Here is a 21,160-nt window from a genome sequence, read left to right on the forward strand (position 1 = left end):
GAATCATGAAGATTAAAGAAATAGATATCGATATCAGCACGCTGCCGTCACCTGCTTATCTGGTGGATGAACGCCTGCTGACGAAGAATCTGGAAACTCTGAACTACGTGCAGGAACGGAGCGGAGCGAAGATTCTTCTGGCACAAAAAGGCTTCTCCATGCATTCCATGTACCCGCTGGTAGGCAAATACCTGCATGGCGTCACCTCCAGCTCCCTGTTCGAAGCCCGTCTGGGCTTCGAGGAAATGGGCAAAGAGGTTCATGTCTATGCGCCGGCCTATGTAGACCGCGAGTTCGATGAGCTGCTCGGCTACAGCGACCACATTGTGTTCAACTCGTTTGACCAATGGAGCCGGTTCAAGGAACGGGTGCAGAACGCACCGAAGAAGATCAGCTGCGGCATCCGCGTCAATCCGGAGTATTCCGAGATTGAAGTGCCGCTGTATGATCCCTGCTACAACTACTCCCGCATGGGGGTAACCCTGCCGAACTTCCGGCCGGAGGAGCTGGACGGCATCGACGGACTGCATTTCCATACGATGTGCGAACAGAACTCAGACACGCTGGAGCGTACGCTTAAGGTGGTGGAAGAGAAGTTCGGCCAGTATCTGCACGGCATGAAATGGCTGAACTTCGGTGGCGGGCATCATATTACCCGTCCCGATTATGATCTGGATACGCTGATCAAGTGCATTCTGCATATGAAAGAAACGTACAATGTGGAGATCTACCTGGAGCCGGGAGAGGCGATTGCCCTGGGCACCGGATATCTGGTAGCCACGGTGCTTGACACGATGCATAACGGCATGAATATCGCGATTCTTGATACCTCAGCCGAATGCCATATGCCGGATGTGCTGGCGATGCCTTACCGTCCGGGCATTATTGGTGCCGGTATGCCGGGCGAATTCGCCCACACCTACCGGCTCGGCGGCATGACCTGCCTGGCAGGGGATGTGATCGGGGATTATTCCTTCCCGGAGCCGCTGAAATACGGCGACAAGCTCATCTTCCTCGACATGGCGCATTATTCCATGGTGAAGAACCACATGTTCAACGGCGTGAACCTGCCGGCTATCGCTTCCTATAATGAGGAAGAAGGCATCAAGGTGATTCGCGAGTTCGGATATAGCGATTTCAGCGGCCGTTTGTCTTAATTAGTATAGAAGCGTTCCATTCAGCTGCGGCTGATGGGGCGCTTTTTTGCGGTTTGAGGGGTGGGAGGTTCCGCGGAGCTGCAGTTTGCTGTTGGCTGGTGCTGTTTTCTGCTGGCTGGTGCTGTTCGCTGATTTCTCACTGCGCATTGCCCATGTCTGCTCACCACCTGCTGCCCATTGCCCATTGCTCGCTGCCTGCCCACCAACCGCTCAATATACTACTCACTACTTACAGTTCAGCGTACTACTCACCATACAACCCATCATCAAACTACACCATACAGCCCACCATCAAACCCACCATCAAACCCAGCATATAACCCACTACTTACAAGCTCATCCCTACCTGCTGCCCCTAATCCGCCGATCTAACGGAATGCTGCATAAAATACAACAATCCACGGCGCGGATCGGCTAAATAAGAGGAATCTTGTACAAAATACAACAATTTGAAGCTCAAGCCCGCCGATCTGCTGATAATATTGTAAAAAGTACAACAATTTGTGAATGTGGCCGCTAAACGGACGCAAATCTTGCAAAAGGTACAACAATTCAGCTCCGTTGAGCTCAAAATGGAAGCGGAAGCGAAGGAAGCGAAGAAATCCAAAGATTCCAAAGAATCCAAAGAATCCAAAGAATCCAAAGAATACAATAACCTAATAACGCCTAATGTGAGAGTTTTTGCTGCGAGAGGAAGGACGTCGCTGATGTGAAGCGTTCAGGTCTTTTCTATAAGCCGATGTTTACTTGTAAAACATACTTAAATAAGTTTGTTACATTGCCCTTAATCTGAATCTGGCGTAGCATTGAACAGAGAATGGTTTGAATGTGAAGGGAGTGAGCGGCATGAGCATGACAGGCCGGGTTATACGAACGGGCAGCTGCTGCAGCTGTGGTAGAAGAAGCGGAAGACAGCAGAAGGAACAGCGAAGAACAATGAGTAAAGATAGAGGACAGAAGACAGAGACAGTAAGCTGAAGACTGCGGGCCCAAGAATGGCGATTCAAGTTAATGCTGCGTCTTCCTCTGTTGACTAACATATAGGGAGCTGCTAAGCGTGCTGAAATTACAATATCTATATAATAATGAGGAACTCGCGGCGATGCTGCTGGGAAATTGGGAATATGATCAGGAGTCGCTGCATTTGTTCCAGTATTACAGAATATCCTCCAATGCGGTGTATCCGTTTGAGAACACAGGGCATAGCCAATTGCTGCGGTTCGCGCCAGTAGCTGAGAAGCAGAAGAACAATATACTGGCGGAGCTTGAGTTCATCACATACCTGCGGGAGCAAGGGTATGGTGCGCTTGAAGCAGTAGCATCGCGCACAGGACCGGAGCTTATTGAAGCAGAGACCCCGTGGGGGCCATACTACGCTTCCGTATTTAAGAGGGTAGCTGGTGTGCAGCTGGGCAGCACTGAGCTTGGTGATCACATCGTATATAAATATGGTGAAGCGCTGGGCCGGCTTCATCAATTGTCTAATGAATACACGCCTGTACAGCCTGGCCGATGGACGCACAAGGCTGTGCTGGAATGGATTCTGTCCGTGTTGGCTGATTTTCCCGGGGAAGAAGCGGCTGTTTCCGAGACAAGGCTGCTGGAAGAATATTTTGCCGGACAACCTGTCACTCCAGAGAATTACGGGCTGATCCATTATGACTTTGAACCCGACAATGTGTTCTACGACGAGGCCACGGATGCCATCAGCGTCATAGATTTTGATGATGCGATGTACCACTGGTATGCTATGGATATAGAACAGGCATTGGATAGCCTGGAAGGAGAGGCAGCGCCGGAGGAATATGAGCACAAGAAGCAGATCTTCATGAGCGGTTATGTCAGCCGCCGCCCGCTTCCGCAGGACGGACCCTCTATGGCAGCGTGTAGACGGTTCGCAGATCTGTATGGCTACATCCGGATCTTGAGATCCGCAGCGGAGCAGGGGGAGAATGAGCCGGAATGGCTGACTTCGCTGCGGAGCCGGCTGGCAAATGCATGTGCGACTAGGGCTTCACGGTTTGGTGGACTTGTTGGGTAAGCACAAGCTGAAATTAAGCTGAACTGTACAGCGGGCCGGCCCGGCCCGTCTGAGTGGTGTCAGCAGACAAATCAGTAGTAGGCTACCTAGTAATTGAAACAGCGACAGCCAGGAATTTAATTCCCCGTCCTTTGCTGTCGCTGTTTTATTTCACTACCATTATTCGCGTTTCTTCATTTGATCCATCATTGCTTGAATCTCTTCCCTGCTTGCAATACCTGTTCCGTCAAAGGAACACATTAAGCACGTACGCAGCTCAATTTTTTCTCCATTATCATTAATATCATCAACAGGTTCAGTCCAGTCCACCTCTTGGCCACAGAAATCACATACTCTTGTTTCGTAATCTCCTGTCAAATAGTCCTCCTCGTCTTCCTCCTCGCCCATATCTTCAAATGCGTCTTCAACTTTCTTCATTACAATTTGCCTCCTAGTAACGTTAGAATTCATCAATGATTTCTGCGACTTCGATAGTTCCGCTAATCAGCAGCTCAGGAAGTTCGTTAAGGATATTGCCTTTCCAATATTCCCTGGCTTGTTCGATTTTGCGGGAGAAAGGGATGCCATCCTCCTTAGGCAATAAGTTACCGTCACCTTCAAAGATACTCCCCTGCACCCGAAGTTTAACGATCTGCAGTACTTTCCGGTGGTGAGCCACGAAAAGTTCTTTCCATTTCAAAGCGTCTTCATAGCTCTTCGCAGCGTATAAGCATGACAAGCGTGAAGGATATTCAGGATATTCCTGCAATCGGACCATTTCAACGAGTGCTTCTCTTATCGCCCGGATGGTCTGGTCCGCATATCTAATAGCTACATCTGCATTCTCTTTATCCATCTTTAAGCCGTCATTTGTATACTGACCGTGCAAAATTTGCATAAAGTCTTCACCCTTGGAGTTCAGCTGCTCCTTCTCAAAAAAGAAGCGATATAAGGTGTTTTTTTGGTCACTGTCAAAGCAGATGATCTGCCCAAGGTCCATTTTTTTCCTGGTTACAATGTGATAAACATACAAATCGTTGTCTTGCATAGAATGTTGCCCCTCCTATTTCATACTTATCGCAATCCGGCTCTCCTGCGGCAGCCACTCCACAGTAGCTCCGAGCTGTTCGCTGATGAAGCGAAGCGGCAGATAGACTGTACCATTGACTACAAAAGGCGGGGTAAGCAGCGTAATGCTTTTACCGTTAACTGTCGTGGCTCCGCTCGCAGTATTGATCGCAATCGATAGTGGGGATTTGCCCTCCGCGGTGCCGGTGATAGTTGCTACTTTATCCATAGAATAGCCGATTGTGGCTCCCATCTTGCTGAACAGCGAGCGCAGTGGAATGAAATTCTGCCCGTTCCGGGTAATTACCCCGTTCGTGAAGGCGACGGATTCGCCGTTCAGGGTGACGGAGACCGGTTTTTGCATCGGGACGGGAGCAGGGTAATTAAATTCATAGGTGCCATATCCGAGCTGAGCATTCTTGTTCACACCCCAGCCCCAGAGCGTTCCGTCTTTCTTTTGCATAATCATATGTCTTCCGCCGCCCTTCATGGACTGAACATCGGAAGTGAGCAGAGTGAACTTAGCATTCGGAGACATCTTGGTCGTATCAATGGTCGTCGTATACACCTTACCGTCCGAGGTCAGCGCAACGATAGAACGTTCAACAATGTAGGCATCGGTCACCTTGCTGATTCCCGAGAGAACGATAGGAACGGGTTGATCCGTGTATGTAGTTCCATCGGAAGAACCCGTAATTGTTGCTCCCCAGAACCACAGGCGGGATTGTCCGTCGATGGCCAGTTTACTGTATCCGTTGCTGCGCATCATGTTAATCTTCGACAATGCAGGTATGTGGGAGATGATTACCATGGAAGGATCGCCGGTAGTGTTGGGTTCAAAATCTTTGCCGGTTGGCCATGTCCAGACGCTGCCGTCCTTTTTTAGCGCATAATCCGATTCAAGCTTCACGACATCTGTAAGATTCGGAATAGGAGCGAAGGAAGCGAATTCATCGAAGGTAGCCCATACCGAGCCATCTGTTTTTAAGAAAAGGAAGCGCCGCAAGTCACCCTGCCATTGCCCGTCGGTGTTTACAATATTATCGAAGTATCCGGAGACAGCAGCTACATCTTCAATGCCTGGAAGGAGTGAAAAGTCAGTCATTTCCGCTCCGTCAGACCTTGTAACGGCAGTGTATACCTTACCCTCTCCAGTGACAGCGAAACGGCGGGAGTCCAGGCCATAGAATGCGGTCATATTCTTCATTTCCCCGACTGGAGTCACTTCGATTCCCATAGTCCGGTCGTTGGTCTCCCATTTCGCAACGGAGCCATCTTTGGTAACTACCAGCGCGCCATTCCATAGCGGGAAAGAAGCTTGTACATCACTCAATCCCTGCACCTGCGTAGGTACGGACTTGGTATCACCCCAGATCCATAGGGAACCGTCATCCTTAATCAGATAATTGGCTCCGTAAGAAGCAATTCCTGAGGTGCTTGCGGCTAAGCCGGTCTCTGGAGCAATGCTCAAAATCACGGTCAGACCCATGATTAAGCTCAGAAGCAGATTACTTTTTTTCATAAAATCACCCTTTATCCCTGTTTTATTTTTACTGATATAGGTAAATAAAAGAATATATTTCCTTCAATATAGACGCTGTACTAGGGCGGAAAGTTTCTTTGAAAATTAACCGTTCATAGCCGCTCCTCCTGTGTTACAATGATTTAGTCTGTTTTTTGTGGAAATTGATTTGTGCACCGAAATTTAATAAGCTGTACCCGGCATTGTCCGTATTTGAGGAGGAAATCAGCGTTAATGAAACATGCACCTTTTATAGCCGTGGAGGGTCCAATTGGAGCCGGTAAAACAACCCTCGCCACGATGCTTGCAAACGAAATGCAGCTTCCGGTCATTAAAGAAATCGTGGATGAAAATCCGTTTCTGGACAAGTTCTATCAGAATATGGACGACTGGAGCTTCCAGCTGGAGATGTTTTTTCTCTGCAACAGGTTTAAGCAGCTTGAAGACACTACGACCCAGTACATAGATAAAGGTAAGTCGGTCATTTCGGATTATCATATTTATAAGAATCTGATTTTCGGGGAACGGACACTGAAGGGATCGAAACGGGACAAATACCGGGAGATCTATCATATCCTGACCGATGATTTTCCGAAGCCGGACATTATCTTCTACATCCGAGCCGATCTCGATACGCTGCTGGCCAGAATTGCCAAACGTGCCCGTACGTTCGAAGAGATCATTGCGCCTGCGTACCTGCAGCAGCTGATCGAGGATTATGACGATGCGATGGCTTCACTGGCCCGCCGCGAACCCTCTACGGTCATTATTACCATCGATGGCAACAAGGTCGACTTTGTAGAGAACCCGGAAGACTTCGCCGCAATCGCGGAACAATTAAAGGAGCTTATGAAATGAACTCATACAATATCCCGGACAATGCAATTATCACGGTAGCCGGTACAGTGGGCGTCGGCAAATCGACCCTGACCGCAGCACTGGCGGAACGCCTGCAGTTCCAGACGTCACTTGAGCAGGTGGATCATAATCCGTATCTGGAGAAGTTCTACCATGACTTTGAGCGGTGGAGCTTCCACCTGCAGATCTATTTCCTCGCGGAGCGCTTCAAGGAACAGAAGAAGATGTTCGAGCTGGGCGGAGGGTTCGTGCAGGACCGTTCGATTTACGAGGACACGGGGATTTTTGCCAAAATGCATGCCGATCAAGGCACGATGTCTAAGACCGACTATGAAACTTACACCAGCCTGTACGAGGCTATGGTGATGACGCCATATTTCCCGCATCCTGACGTGCTGATCTATATTGAAGGCAGTCTGCCTTCGATTCTGACCCGGATCAATGAGCGCGGACGCGAAATGGAGATTCAGACCGATGTATCTTATTGGGAGCATATGCATGGCCGGTATTCCCAATGGATCAACGAATTCAGCGCCTGCCCGGTGCTGCGGCTGAACATTGATGAATATGATGTGAAGGATGCTGCCTCTATGGCGGATATCCTGCATAAGGTGGGGGCGGCGATTGGCCGGGCTCCGGTGGGGAAATAAGGACTTTATTTAAGCGGATGGTTTATAAGATATAGTAATGTAAAAAAGCGGCACCAGTTCATCTGGGGCTGCTTTTTTTTTAAAAGATTTTATGTTGTGAGGATGTTTTGCGTGTAATCTAGCGTGTGTTGGTTGGAGCAAGGGCAAGGCGCATGGGAGTGAAAACTCTATGCGTTTTTTTGTTATTCAGGACAATTTTTTTAGAAAAATCGGGACATTTTTCACTTTTCGAGTGTATTAACCCTATTTGGGGCCGTTTGAAACGGATTTTGTCGAGATTTGTTAAGAGTTTGTTTAGAGCTGCCTGATAGAATGGATCGCAGATATGATAATTGCAGTAAATAGAATTTAATTGTTTTTGGTCCGCGGGATGGCAAGCCGAAAGGAGAATGCGGGAGCTAAGGGAGCTAATAGAAACTGCAGCGAATCTTGCTACACGCCGGACAGGAAATGATGAACGAATAAGGGGGAGCATCACATTGTTAATGAGCAGGAGATTGAAGAAATATACCTCGCTAAGTTTGATTCTCAGCATGTTGTTGTCGTTAATACCCGGTTCCTTTAGTGGCCTGGCAGAAGCTGCGGGTGATGATTTTGAGGTCATGTTTAGAACCGGGGCACACATCGGGAATCTGTCCTACCCCGCAGAGAATACGTTTATTAACTTTTACAATAACCAGGTGGAAGGGTTCAAGCAGACTGAGACGGATGCAGACGCCAAGTATGATTGGGCCAAGGGAGATATCTTTGCCGGTGTAGATGATAATGAAGCAACAGTCACATTTGAGGTTCGTGTAGCCGACAATCCGATTCTGAAGGAAATGGCGCTGAGCGGACATGCCGAGATGATTACAGGGTTTGCAGTGCTGCGGCGTCACTCTGGGTTCTTATGGACGCGTCAATCGGCAATTGAAGTGAGCATCGACGGAAAAAAGATTATTAATGAAAGAACCGGCAGCAGTCAGAGATATAACAAATCAGCTAAGGCGATAATTAAACCTGACTCTGTCATTAGAATATGGGTATATGGCGAAGGGGATGACGATGGTGAAGCAGCGGGAGTACGCGGATTCTACCTCAAGTTCCAGGATCTCAAACGTCCCGTCATTGACAGCTATACCTTCACCGGCAACGGTGCAGAACGATTGAACGAGAATATTAATCAGAAAGAGCTGTACGTCAAAAGAGATGAGAACATCACGCTCAGCTACAATTTCAGCGAGCCGGTCAGACCGACTTCGGTAGTGGCAGCGAACTCCGATTATTTCCTGCGGCACAAGCTGTTCATTAATGATCCGGACACCGGACTTCCGGCTGCCGGACAGCAGCAGTATCTGCAGAATACATCCTTTAATAACAGCAATTTAACTTCTTATCAGAAAATAATCTCCTACAGGTATACAGGAGTTCCTTTTCATAACAGCAGCAATCTTCCCCTGAGACCGCTAATTACCGGGGGAACCACCGGCGGAGCACCGATGGATCTGTCGCTGGATAATAAATTGAAAGAAGCCGTGCTCAGTGATGCGGCAGGGAATAAAGCAGTTGTAAATCTCAACACTGTACCGAGCAGCGGCAGCAATGCATGGCTGAACAATAAAAGCGGAAACCCGTTTGATTTCGACAGAGGCGGCTTCCGCGTCATCGTGGATGCGGTGCGTCCGAAGTATTCCAAGACTGCTAACGGCATTCAACCGGAGATTCTGACCGGCGTTACGCTGAATAAGGGAGATGTTATTGATTTCACCCTGCAGATGACGGAAGAGGCGATTGCCAAAACCGGCTGGGATGAGAAGAAAACCTTTATTCTTTTCAATAACGGAATGAAAGCCTATTATGTTGCAGGCAAGAATACAAGAAATTGGAGCTTCCGTATGACAGTGCCTGACGGACTAACTGTGGAAACACCGTTGCTCAAGGCCGTCGCCGTATCTAATGATGCCAAGGGCGGCAGTTTGCCTATCAATATGGATACGGATGTTATCCAGGATTACGCAGGCAACCTGATGATTCAGCCCGCTAACTTCGATGGAATACATGAAGAAGAAATTGAACCTTACGGCAGTGACTTCTCGCTCGCCAACTCTAAGATTGACTGGGCGAACCTGTTCATCGACAATACGAAACCGATTATCGGTTACCGGTTCGAGGCACAGGGCGCGAGTGATGTAGCCTATTCGAAAAAAGGTAAGGTAACGATCGATGCCAATGATCCTTCGATTAAAGTACCCCATCTTGATCCGACTGAAGCAGACCGTGGTGCAGAACGGCCGAGCCGCGGAATCTACCGGCCTTCCAATATGAGTGCGGAAGCATCGCCTTCTGTTGGACTTGTCTACTACTGGTGGAGTCAGGATAAAGCGGATCCGTTTGCTTCTGTATCCGGAGACAATAACGCGGCACTCAAGCGTTACGCGCTCTCCGCCAAACAGCCGTCGGAAGAGCTGTATCCTGGAGAATTCGAGAATGTGCAGCTGTCTGTAGTGAATAACAAGACCAACCTGCTCTCTCCTCCGCCTGAAGCGTTCGAGGCCGGAAACAGCGGGGAATGGTATCTGCACACTTGGACAGCGGATATGACCTGGGATTCTGCCAGAGAACTGATGCAGTACGAGAAGAAAAAAGCTTATGTGGCGAGCCATCAGGCGCAGTATGACGCTTGGATCGCAGAAGCACCGGGTTCGCAGGCAGATAAAGTGTTCTATGCTGACAATCAGGCACTGGCAGCTGTTGGACAATACGGCGACCTGAGTGTCTGGAAAGTGGACGATTTCAAACAGGACGATTCCAACTGGACCCATGAAGTGGGCATCCTGAAGCTGGACAACCAGGGACCTGCCATTACAATGGCTGCCGAGGACAACACCACTGTACAAGCTCTTGTGAAGGACCCGCATAGCGGAGTCAAGAGTGTGCAGTATCAATGGGTGAAGGACGGGGATTCTCCACAGGACATCAAGTGGGCAGATACTACCTACTCCGGTAATACCGTAACCCGGTCCACCTATGAGGATATTGATGAGGATGGCTCTTACTGGCTCTATCTTAAGGCACTCGACAATGCCGGCAACGAGACGATCAAGACACCACAGGAAAGAGCTGTTGTTGTGAGCTCGGAGGCAGCGATTCCGACACAGTTCACACCGGAAGCTAATCCTAATTATGTTAAGAGTCATGATGTCATGTTCCAGATCAGCGGAGTGACACCGGATTATGTGGGCTATGCCTTCAGCAGCAGCTCCATTCATCCAAATGAGGACAGTTCATTCACCGGACTGGATGCTGCCAAGGCATCGGATATATCACCTTTGTCTGAGAAGAAAGTGATTGAAGACGGAGCGGAATCTGCTGAGCCTGAAGCTCCAATAGAGCCGAGTACTCCGGTAGAATCGGAAGTTACGGCAAACATCGGACCGGTGGCTATCCTTAAGCTCCTGTCCGAAGGACCGGTTCAGCCTGAACTGACATCATTACCGGCACCAGAGAGCGGTGCCGAGCCGGCAACTACACCTGCTGCTTCAGCAGGCGCCACTGAACCGGCAGCAGAAGCCGCAGCGGAGGCAACAGAAGATAACACGGATACCAAGCTGGCAGCGATGGGACTTAATGCTTCTGTAAGTGAAGCCACCTATAGCTATGTCATTCCGGCTAAATCTGAACTGAACGGAACGCAATACATTCATCTTATGGTGAAGCACAGCGACAGAACGTATTACTATTCGAAAGCCTATTATTTTGACAATGAAGCACCGGTGGTGTATTTCAGCCCAGATGCTATTGCTTACCCGTTGCCGCAGCAGAAGACGCGGATCAGCGTGTCGGAATTCTATAGCAAAACAGGACTTGTCAGCAAATATAAATGGGTCAAACAAGAAACAGGTGCAGAAGTACCTACAGAGTCTTCTACAGAATGGAAGGACGTTCCGGCAGGAGGTTCGGTGTCCATAGACGACAAATCGCTGGACGCGGGACAAATTGCTGAATACCGGTTATATGTACTCGCGGTTGACGGGGCAGGCAACAGCTCTGTGACGGCAAGCGGAGGAACTTTCAAGGTATCAGCATCTTCCAAACCGGAGGCACCTGTATCCGATGCGAAGTCTTCTCTCATCTATCTGTCCGGTGATACAGAGGATGGCTACACAGCAATTGTGAAGCTGAGCCTCGAGACAGAGGACAAAACGGGGTATGAATATTCGGTATCACCTGATAACGGTGCAAGCTGGATCAACTGGAAGCCTTATACCAACTTCGTAGCCGTGAAGGTTCCGACTGGTGATCCGACGCAGCTGCAGGTGTGGGTCAAGTACAGAACACCGGGCGGGTTGATCAGTGAAGCGGCCAAGCTTGATATCGAAGGCGCTTCTACAACCGAACAGCCAGTCTATGCGCTTGCAACGCTCAGCGTGAACAGTCCGGTAAATGCGACGGTTGGGGCAGATATTGAAATCACGCTGCCGCCGGGTATCCGTGTGATGCCTTCGAAGATTAACCCTTCGGTGCCTGTGCGGACCGGAAATTCATTCAAAATCTATGAGAATGGCTACTACAGCTTTGATCTGACCGATCTCAGTGATCCGGACCGGACAGATACCCTGTATCTGGTTGTGAAGAATATTGACGGTACGCCTCCAGAGGGAACGGTTGAATACTCGAACATGGAGCGTACGAACGGTAATGTGGTTGCTTATCTTCAGAGCACCTCTGAGCCTGTAACGATTACGAACAATGGCGGCAAAAATGCCTACACCTTCAAGGAAAATGGTACCTTCGTCTTTGAGATTAAGGACGCGGCCGGGAATACAAATACCGTCGAAGCCACGGTAAAGAACATTAACAAAGAAGCTCCGAAGGTGAAAGTGGTCCGTTCCTACCAATATGGCCTGAACGGCAGCAGCACCTTCAATACCGTGAAGGATAATGACGGCAATGTACTATTCTCCACCGGCACTACAGTAACGGTTGAGAAGGCAGATGCCTCGGCTAAAGCTATTAACATTATCAGTCAGGCCAAGAGCATTACACTGACTGAGAATGGAACAGCCTCCTTCACAGTTGTAGATGAGTACGGCAATACGACGGTTATTAAAGAGAAGGTTACGAATATTCTCTCCGCACCGCCTGAAGCAGATAAAATTGCCTACACCTTTGTAGATGCGGAAGGCAAAGCGGTTCCGGCCGATCAGATTGTTACGATCGGCGGACAGAAATATGCCAAGGGTAAAGTGAAGGTTACGCTTAGCGGCAGCGTAACAGCACCTAATAAAATGTTCTTCGGAGTAAGACCAATATCAGACGGAGCGGCGTATTCGAATCAGATCAGTAAAGCTGACGGAACGTTCAGCTACTCACGTGCCTTTGAGAGCAGCGGGTCAGCGGTAGTCGCCATCTCGGATCTTCTGGGCAATGTGAACAAGGTTCCGGTTACAATAGCGGGTCTTGATAACACACCGCCTGAGCTGACACTGAATAACGAAACAGCAGGTATTGTCCAGAACAAGAAAGACTTTAACTTCCGCGCAGATCTCGGCGGCTTCACAGTTTCCGATAATGTATCGGAAGCAGGTAACGTGAAGGTATCAATCAGCGGGCTGGATCTGAGCAAGCTTGGGCGCCAGCGCGTAGCTTATACGGCGGTTGACCAAGTAGGGAATGAGACGGTTGTTTATCAGGATGTGGTGGTCGTGAAGGATGGCGGACTGCTGATCTTCGGTAACGATACCTTAATCTCGGCATCCTCCGGAGAGTCTGCACTGTTCAATACCAATACACTTACCTTTAAGGTATCAGGCTACAACATTATGAAGGTAGCCGGAGTAGACAAGGTCAACCAGGCAGGAACGTTTGATATTCTGTATTACCCTGGTTTGTACCGTGAAGGACAGCTGAAGCTTGTGCAGCAGAAGCTAACCTATAACGAACTTGTGAGCAGTCAATTTAAAGTCACCTTCCCGAAAACAGGCTGGTACACCATTGTTGTGAGAACCCAGGAGCGGGACCGCGAATTTGCCACCTTCTTTATTGGCAATATGAAATAAATGAACGATAAACAGGGGGAATACATGGTGAAGCTGCTCAAACGCGCTACCGCGCTCATGCTCACAATAATCATGGTATTTCTGTCCACCTCCGAGAGCTTTCATGCGCTTGTGGAGGCGGCCAGCAGTACAAAGACAACCGTTGTACAGAATAACTTTATTAAGGTTACTGTGGATAATGAAACCGGACGCTACGGGATCCGGACCGTGGATGGCCAGCCCATCCGCAAGAATGACAACAACGTAAACTTGCTGTTCCAGGGTGATGATCCGGAAACGTCGTTCACGACGTTCCGGATTGACGGAACCGATTATATTTACGGGAATAAGTACAAGTTTGACAACAGTCATTATTCAGAGACTACTACACCCAAGGTGGTAGAGAATTCGAATGGCACGAAGCAGCTGGAGATGATCTGGAAGATTAAAGGCGTAGAGATTAAGCAGATTCTGATGCTCTACACCGACAGCAAGGATGCTGTCAATTCCGGAAATGTCAACATCCGCTATGAAGTGAACAACCGGAGCAATGCGCAGGTTGAGATCGGAAGCCGGATCCTGCTGGATACGATGGTCGGCGGAAACGACGGGCCGCAGTTCCAGATTGGCACAGCTTACAAGTCACCGCTGCAGGTAGAGCGGAAGCTGGTGCATAATCCGGAGGATGATGCCGGAATCCCGGAAGAGGACAGAGCTTACTTCAAGATTCCTTCTTACTGGGTAATGCGCGACAAGCTGGATTTGACGAATCCTCAGGCAACCAATGTCGTCGCCTACGGCTTCAATAACTTTGCCGAACAGAACATTAATATTGTGGATGAAATGATTGTCGGGCATTGGAACGGCCTGGCGAATACGAAATGGGATTATCAAGTACATCCCAACCTGGACTTCACTAGAGATACCAATGATTACGGCACGGCGGACTCCGCCGTCGCCTTCTATTGGAACCCGGAGAAGCTGGCAGCCGGAGGCTTCCAGAGCTTCGAGACTGTCTATGGGCTTGGAGAAATTACCGCTCCGGATAAAGTATTCTCGATCCGTTATGTAGATCAGGTTCAGCAGCTGGCTACGGCGGATCTGGAAGAAGGAGAGACGGTTCCGTCGAAGTACGAGGACAACGGAGTTTTCACAATCACTGCAGAGGTTGAGAATCTGCAGGCCTACAATATGGAGCACTCCAAGATCGAAGTGGAGATGACGCTGGAGAGCGACCTCAGCTTCGTCAGGCAGGATGAGAGCGGCAAAGACGTCATGGACGCAAGTGGCAATCCTGTCCTGGAGAATGACCGCAGCAAAATGCTTGAATTCAAAAAGTCAGCCTCTCCTGAGGAAGCTGCATTGGGAATTGAGCCGAAGTACAAGCCGGGTGATGCCATCACTGCGACTTTCCGTGTTCAGGCTAAAGGCAGACCTTGGCCGGTAACGCGGGATTACATGATTTCCGCGAGAAGCCCGGAAACACAGGGCAAGATTGAGGGCATTGAGGATGAAGGCATCAAAGCCCAATATGAGTCGAACCGTACAAACTTCATTCTGCTGCCGCCGGTAGGCGAAGCAACGGCTACGTATTCATACGCTCTGTCACCGGCAGAGCTGTATAGCTCAGATGTGAAATATCTGACTGTGAATCTGTCGAACATTGAAGCCTATAATACGGGCAATGCAACCACAGCACCGAACTTTGACCTGTACCTCAAGGATCTGGTATCCGGAAGCCGGTACAAGGTGAATGTGCAGGATGCAGTGGTTATGCAGCCTACAGACGATGGTTTCTCAGGTGCCATGCGGATTACTTACCGCGGCGGGGAACGGGTTGATGAAGGCGGCAATGTGCTGGAATCCGGACTGGGACCTGAGCTGCCGCTGGGTGAATACGCAGTTGAGATCGACTATAAAGGCGATGCCGGAGGCGACGAGGAAGTAGCAGCACTTTACGATATTACTACCCCGCAATCCTTCCTGGTTACAGATAATGATGAGACGCGGATCCGTGAAGCCGGAGTTATGGCTGTGTACAGGGAAGCTGTGGATATCAGCGGCCTCGCGAACGGCGCCTCTGTAAAGGATGAATTGCTGGATCAGCTGAACTCGCTGTTCCCGGGTGAGCCATTCAAGAACGGCTCGTTCCTGTACTCTGCTGTCACCGAGTATAAGAAGACCAAGGCCTTGTTCGGAGCAGCCAGCAAGGCGGTTGATCCTGAATTTGATATCAGTGAATTCATGGATGATGAAGCGCTCAAAGAGACTCCACTGTATGCCTACAAATTGTTTGCAACAGAAGAGGACTTTGAAGCCTTCCAGGAAGAAGCAGAATCCGAGGACCCGGAATTCGACCGTGAGGTTCTGGTTACGGTCCGCGGAATGATCAAGCAGGTCGGCACGGGTGAAGAAGAGCAGGTCATCGTGGATACCAAGACAGAACCGGCAATTATTAATGATGCTGTTGCATATACAGGCAAGGATCTGGCTTTTGTACGCGGCAAGCTGGACATCTTCGGAAATAGCCTTCCGGGCGATCTTCCCTTCCTGGATACCTTGTTCATCAAGGGTGACGGAACGCTCAGTGTAGCGAGCAGCGGGTTCGTCTTCCATAAGGGCGAATGGACGCTGGATTTCTTCAACGGCTTCTCCAAATCCCTTGGAGATGAGAACTACAATCCGTCCAAGGTGGAGACGCCAGAGGATGACGATGAAGAGGAAGAAGGCAGTAAGGAAGATAAAGGCAATGACGGTAATCCGGAAGACGACAGCCAGAACGGCAGTCTGAAATGGGCCATCGGCGGTGTGGGCGACAGACTGAATCCGCTGCGCCAGGTCATGATCGGGGATGTGTACTTCAACAAGCAGTCTTTGTTTGGGGCTCCAAGCTTCGCGATTGACGGCTTCGGCTTCTCCTTCAATGATTTCATTCTGAGAGAGAATGGTATATCCTTCGGCGGTTCGCTGTCCCTGAAGATCATTAATTCAGAAATTAAGAATGTAATATTCAACAGCGCAGGCTTCTATGGCGTAGATGCCTCACTTGGCTTCGATCTGAATCAGGAGATGGGCTTGTTCGGACCGGATAAGAAGAAAGACGCGGATAAGAAGAAAGGTCCGGACGCTCCCAGCGGCAAGGTTACCATCAAGCATGCTGTGCAGGGCGGTGGAGTTGGTAATGAATACGGCCTGGAGTTCGCGGCACAGCTGAAGAACATGCTGGGTGTGGAGATTGAATTCTCGCTCAAAAAGGTAAAAGACGGCCGGATTCTTCCAGATGTAATCGCCTTTGGGGCTGAATTGCCGGCTCCGGGTATTATTGTCACCGGTGCAACCTATCTGACCGCTGTACGCGGTGCGGTGCGCGAGCTGGCGGATACCATTGCCGGCGGCACGGCGCAGGACCCGTTCCCGCTGACGATTGAAGCTGGCGTAGGGATGCGGTTCGGGATTGCCCCGGCGTACTTCTTCGGGGATGTTGACCTGACGGTGAAGCGTACCGGCCTCAAGATCGAAGGAAGGCTTGACTTCTCCGCGGATGCAGAAGCTGAGAAGGATGACCGTCTTCCGATGCTGACCAAAGCACTGCTCGAGGCGCAATGGGTAACTCCATGGTTCGTGCGTGTAGAAGCGGCAATGGATATCGGCGGCTGGGATATCATCATCGGCAAGGCCGGTATCTTCGTCGGACAGAATCTGGAGAAGAACCGCACTGACTTTGAAGGCTATATCGGCTCCAAAGTACAGATCCCGAATAGTGTACCGGTTGTCGGTGGAATGCCGCTGTCCAGTATGTTCCTCGGGGTCAACAATGATAAGGTATGGGGCAGTATCGGCATTCTCTTCATCTCGCTGGGTATTACCTACTACTGGAGTGGGGGCATAGAGTTCGGCACTTCAACAGATCAGCTGCCGGAAGGTATGATCCAACTCGTAGTGGATGATCCCGATAATGGACCGCGCCTGATGGTTATTGGTGAAGGGGTAGAGACTCTTGCCACTTCGGCCGCCCCTGCTGCTGAGGAAGAGAATCAGGAAATTATCTACCGTGAAGTAGCAGAGGGTGTGAAAATTGTTGAGAACGGATCGGTGAATGTCGGCGTAGGCGGCATTACGGTCAAGAACGGCGGCAGAATCCATGAGATTCCTATGGGGGCTGCAACCGGTAATGCCATTATCGAAATGGAATACAGCAGTAAGGATATGCCGGAATTTAAGCTGCAGGATGCAGCGGGCAAGGATTATCCGGTGGTATTCGAAACCTTTGCGAATCCGGACAAGCCTAATCCTAAAGCTAATGCTTTTACACAATATATTCCTGCAAGTGATGTATCACCGGATCCATCCAAGCTTAATGCTGAAGTGGATATCCGCAGAGCCTACATCATTATTCCTGAGAATGAGGCCAAAAAAGGCGGAACCTGGAAGCTTACTGCAGTCTCGGCTGTAGAAACCAAGCTGATGAATGTTCCAACCCTGCCTCAGCTCAGCGAAGTAAATCTCGCGAAGGATAGCTCGAATGTCAATAAATTCACAGCATCCTGGAAAGTTGCGAATGCAGCAGAAGGAGATACAGTGAATCTGTATCTGGCGGAAGATGCGGTAACAACAGAAAAGACTATCGTGGATGGGCAAGAGGTGCTCTCACCGGGAGATCCGGGGATGCTGATTGCCAAAGATGTGCCGGTTGGTGCCGGGGGTTCTGTCAGTGGTGGCATAACCAGCGGCAGTACGGTAATTGATGTAACGAATGTAACGCTTATGGGCAATCCCGAGGATATCCGCGGGCTGCTCAGACAAGGCAACTACTATCTGCGGGCCGAGCTGAAATCCAGCGCTACCTTCGGCACGAAGACTTCACCGCAGCGATTCGAGCTCATTGATCCGCTTGCACCGCAGGTTGTTAGTGACGTCTCGGTTGTACCTGCCGGTAACGGACTGTTCTCGCTCTCCTTCAAGCCGGGAGCCAAAAAAGCGGGACATAACGCTTACGAGCATAGCTTCGTCATTGATGCTCAGGCCCAAGTGAACGGCAAGCTGGAGTCTTATGCTCCATTTGGCGAAATTTTGTACACCGAAGATGAACTTCAGCCTTACTGGAATGCAGCAACCGGTAAATATGAAGGTATTCTGATCGGAGGCTGGAAGGCCCTATCCACTTCAGATGAAGTGAATACGACCAGCCTGGAAGGAACGGTTACGGATGTGACCAAGGTGAAGTATACCGGTCTGGAAGTTGGAACGGAGTATGTTGTCGGTGTCACTGCCGCAACAGTTCCAACTGAAGATGCGGACAAGAATCAGAACTATCACTATGCTGAGCACCAGAACAGCAGCAAGAAGCTGCTGCCGGTTCCAAGCTTGCCGAAGCTTACTGTGGCAAGCGGATCAGGTACGGTGCAGGATACCGGAAACTACATTAACTTGCTGACAAGTGAAACGAAGCAGAAGCTGACGCTCACTTCAAACCAGTCCAATGTAACGGTGGAAGTTTTCAATGCTGATAAATCCATTGGAACGGTAGCTTTGACGAACAAGGCTGGCGGCGGAAGTGAAGGCGTCCTGAATCTCGACCAGTTCCAGACAGACGGGCCGTTTGCGCTCGAACTGAGAGCCAGAAACATGACGACCAAGGATATCTCAGTCACGATGCTGTATATGACTGTGGACACGATCGCACCGGTCCTCTATCTTGATCAGCCGGTAACGGGTGAACGGGCAGAGAACGGAGAGGTCAACATAGCCGGGACTACAACAACCGGAACCTTGCTTGCAGTGAAGTATAAAGGAAAGATACTGCAGCCGGACGGAACCTATGATGTCACTACGCCAATCACGGTGAATCCGTTGACTGGTGACTTCAAGGGTACAGTGAAGATTGACTCTGATGAGCCTTCTGTAGCGCTCAACATTGTGGCTGCAGATGAAGCGAAAAATCAGAACACAGCGGTTGTAGATATTACAAACGCAGGCTACAAGGTTCCGGTTGCCCTGGTTCTTAAGGGAGTGGAGAAAAACCTGGAGCCAGGACAAATAGGCAATATTCAGGCTTATCTCAAGGTTTCGGATGGCAAGGACGAGATTACCGGCAAGCCGAAATTCAAGGACCAGCCGATTACCGGTAAGGATCTGCAGAATCTGACTTATACAGTTACTGTAGGCGATGCGGTGTCCTTGTCGGCAGACGGCAGTGTTACGGCTCTTGCCACAGGCTCCAGCTTAATTGAAGCAGAGTATAAGGTGTCCGAGGATGTAACGCTCAAAGGCATGGTTGCGGCAACAGTAGCCGTACCGAAACCAGAGAAGCTTGGTACCACTGCAGCCAGCACATCTTATGTTTATGCAGACAGTAGCCGTACCAAGATCACAATGACTTCCTCCGGGGATATGACCGGACAGCAGATTGCTTATAAGGTTTATCGTTCCGGCGCTGTGCTGCCGGCCTTCGATGATAATGTCAGCTCGTGGCCGCTCCTTCCGCTGGATGGCATAATCAGCGCTTCTTACGGTGATGTAATCGTGCTCGCTAAGCGGACATCTACCGATAAGCTGGTTAAAGCAGCGGGTCAGGTTGCAGCAACAGTATGGTCCAGCAGCGGTGCTGGAGCAGGCGGTGGCGGTGGCGGCGGTGGCGGCGGAGCTGCCACACCGGGCGCAGTGGAAGAGCAAGCACCAGATACAGCCGCACAAGTAACTGTTAACGGACAGCCGGTTGTCACTGAATGGAATGGGCTTACGGCGGTAATCCGGATTACGGATAAAGAAGCCGCAGCGGGCAGCGATCTCACGGTTAGTTCCGCAGATCCGGCTGCTCGTGCATTCAGCATCCATGTGGATCAGAATGTTGTGAAGCAGGCCGTAGCAGCGAAGAAGAAAGTGATTATCGAGGTTCCTATGGGCCGTTTGGTTCTTGAACCTGAGAATCTTACCGCATTGAATGGTGAGCTTGTGGTGGGCATTGGCCAGAACAGCACTGCAGATCAGCAGGCCATGAAGACCATAGCCGATCAGCAAGGATTCACACTTTTGGCAGCAGGACAAGGTGTTACGGTTACGGCTAACCTGCCTGCAGGCAGCTGGACTCCCGCACTTGCCGCCAAGATCGCTATTCCTTCGCCGGTTGCAGCAACCGAAATTACAGCAATCGTGCTGAAGGATGCCGCCGGTAACTGGACTACCGTACCATGGAAGCTGGACAGCAGCGGTACGGCAGTGAATGTGCAACTGACCGGAGAAGGCAGCCTCTACTTCATCCGCAATCAGAAGAACTTCAAGGATATGCCTGCAGGCTGGGGCAAGGACGGTATTGCAGCAGCATCTGCTAAGCTGTTCGTCTTAGGCAAATCTGCAGATACCTTTGATCCGACCGGCAAAGTTACCAGAGCAGAATATCCGACGATTCTGCTGCGCGTTGCAGGTCTGATGAACAAACAGGCACCTTCTGCAGGCTTCAGTGATGTCGGCAGCAGCAGCTGGTATAACCGCAGCGTCTCCATTGCTGCACAGCTGGCTATTGTCACCGGACTTGAAGGCGGCAAGTATGCGCCTCAGGATACGCTGACACGGATTGAAGCCATGACGATGCTGGGCAGACTGCTCAACCTTGTCAGAACGGGCAGTGAGCTCAGTGATGCAGAAGTAACAGCAATTCTGGCTGGTTTTACCGATAAAGATAAAGTTCCGGCATGGGCAAGACAAGCAGTGGCATTGAGCATCAAGAACGGCATTATCCTTGGGGAAGGCAACAAGGTGAATCCGTCCAGTCCGCTTACGCGTGAACAGGCGGCAGCCATTGCTATCAGACTTGATCAATGGATTACAGCTAAGCAATAACAGGAATGTGCCCGTACCGCCTATTGTGGAGT

11 protein-coding genes are annotated in these 21,160 nt (G+C 50.1%); 7 read left to right on the forward strand and 4 right to left on the reverse strand.

Going from position 1 to position 21,160, the window contains the following annotated elements; translation table 11 throughout:
• Window positions 1–20: 20 nt before the first annotated feature.
• Window positions 21–1,157, forward strand: coding sequence for a carboxynorspermidine decarboxylase (gene nspC / locus PBOR_RS11930; RefSeq protein ID WP_042219296.1), 1,137 nt, complete (start codon window positions 21–23; stop codon window positions 1,155–1,157).
• On the opposite strand, the gene PBOR_RS36950 is transcribed toward nspC, so the two are convergent.
• Window positions 1,158–1,304, reverse strand: coding sequence for a hypothetical protein (locus PBOR_RS36950; RefSeq protein WP_157764016.1), 147 nt, complete (start codon window positions 1,302–1,304; stop codon window positions 1,158–1,160).
• 386 nt (window positions 1,305–1,690) lie between these two features.
• On the opposite strand from PBOR_RS36950, the gene PBOR_RS37685 reads away from it, so the two are divergent.
• Together PBOR_RS37685 and PBOR_RS11940 are read left to right on the forward strand one after the other, a co-directional pair.
• Window positions 1,691–1,870, forward strand: a complete 180-nt coding sequence (locus PBOR_RS37685; protein ID WP_157764017.1) for a hypothetical protein — start codon at window positions 1,691–1,693, stop codon at window positions 1,868–1,870.
• A gap of 344 nt (window positions 1,871–2,214) precedes the next feature.
• Window positions 2,215–3,198, forward strand: a complete 984-nt coding sequence (locus PBOR_RS11940) for a phosphotransferase enzyme family protein (RefSeq protein WP_042211850.1) — start codon at window positions 2,215–2,217, stop codon at window positions 3,196–3,198.
• Between the two features lie 159 nt (window positions 3,199–3,357).
• Here PBOR_RS11940 and PBOR_RS11945 read toward each other — a convergent pair whose 3' ends face one another.
• The 3 genes from PBOR_RS11945 to PBOR_RS11955 are packed head-to-tail and all read right to left on the reverse strand — an operon-like array spanning window position 3,358 to window position 5,767.
• Complete coding sequence (locus PBOR_RS11945; RefSeq protein WP_042211851.1) at window positions 3,358–3,615, reverse strand: hypothetical protein; 258 nt, start codon at window positions 3,613–3,615, stop codon at window positions 3,358–3,360.
• A gap of 22 nt (window positions 3,616–3,637) precedes the next feature.
• Window positions 3,638–4,225 carry a DUF2441 domain-containing protein gene (locus PBOR_RS11950; RefSeq protein ID WP_042211852.1) on the reverse strand — a complete coding sequence of 196 codons (588 nt, stop codon included), beginning with the start codon at window positions 4,223–4,225 and terminating at the stop codon, window positions 3,638–3,640.
• A 15-nt stretch (window positions 4,226–4,240) separates the two neighbouring features.
• Window positions 4,241–5,767, reverse strand: a complete 1,527-nt coding sequence (locus PBOR_RS11955) for a stalk domain-containing protein (protein ID WP_042211853.1) — start codon at window positions 5,765–5,767, stop codon at window positions 4,241–4,243.
• A 234-nt stretch (window positions 5,768–6,001) separates the two neighbouring features.
• Here PBOR_RS11955 and PBOR_RS11960 point away from each other — a divergent pair, with 234 nt between their 5' ends.
• From PBOR_RS11960 to PBOR_RS11975, 4 genes are all read left to right on the forward strand, one after another.
• Window positions 6,002–6,625 (forward strand): deoxynucleoside kinase, encoded by a 624-nt coding sequence (locus PBOR_RS11960; RefSeq protein WP_042211854.1) that lies wholly within the window; start codon window positions 6,002–6,004, stop codon window positions 6,623–6,625.
• On the forward strand, window positions 6,622–7,275 hold the full coding sequence (locus tag PBOR_RS11965; protein ID WP_042135585.1) for a deoxynucleoside kinase: 654 nt from the start codon (window positions 6,622–6,624) through the stop codon (window positions 7,273–7,275). Before PBOR_RS11960 ends, PBOR_RS11965 begins: the two co-directional genes overlap by 4 nt.
• A 485-nt stretch (window positions 7,276–7,760) precedes the next feature.
• Window positions 7,761–13,313: a hypothetical protein gene (locus PBOR_RS11970; protein WP_167549534.1), complete on the forward strand. Its 5,553-nt coding sequence runs from the start codon at window positions 7,761–7,763 to the stop codon at window positions 13,311–13,313.
• A complete protein-coding gene (locus PBOR_RS11975; protein WP_081972009.1) occupies window positions 13,314–21,128 on the forward strand; it encodes an S-layer homology domain-containing protein in 7,815 nt (2,604 codons plus the stop codon).
• Window positions 21,129–21,160: the final 32 nt, after the last annotated feature.

The organism is Paenibacillus borealis, from assembly GCF_000758665.1.
GTDB lineage: Bacteria > Bacillota > Bacilli > Paenibacillales > Paenibacillaceae > Paenibacillus_AQ > Paenibacillus_AQ borealis.

Bases quoted from the DNA above. Each gene is read 5' to 3' on its own strand.
- PBOR_RS36950 (WP_157764016.1), bottom strand. From the start codon at position 1,304: ATGCGCAGTGAGAAATCAGCGAACAGCACCAGCCAGCAGAAAACAGCA.
- PBOR_RS11945 (WP_042211851.1), bottom strand. From the start codon at position 3,615: ATGAAGAAAGTTGAAGACGCATTTGAAGATATGGGCGAGGAGGAAGAC.
- PBOR_RS11950 (WP_042211852.1), bottom strand. From the start codon at position 4,225: ATGCAAGACAACGATTTGTATGTTTATCACATTGTAACCAGGAAAAAA.
- PBOR_RS11955 (WP_042211853.1), bottom strand. From the start codon at position 5,767: ATGAAAAAAAGTAATCTGCTTCTGAGCTTAATCATGGGTCTGACCGTG.
- PBOR_RS11960 (WP_042211854.1), top strand. From the start codon at position 6,002: ATGAAACATGCACCTTTTATAGCCGTGGAGGGTCCAATTGGAGCCGGT.
- PBOR_RS11965 (WP_042135585.1), top strand. From the start codon at position 6,622: ATGAACTCATACAATATCCCGGACAATGCAATTATCACGGTAGCCGGT.
- PBOR_RS11970 (WP_167549534.1), top strand. From the start codon at position 7,761: ATGAGCAGGAGATTGAAGAAATATACCTCGCTAAGTTTGATTCTCAGC.
- PBOR_RS11975 (WP_081972009.1), top strand. From the start codon at position 13,314: ATGAACGATAAACAGGGGGAATACATGGTGAAGCTGCTCAAACGCGCT.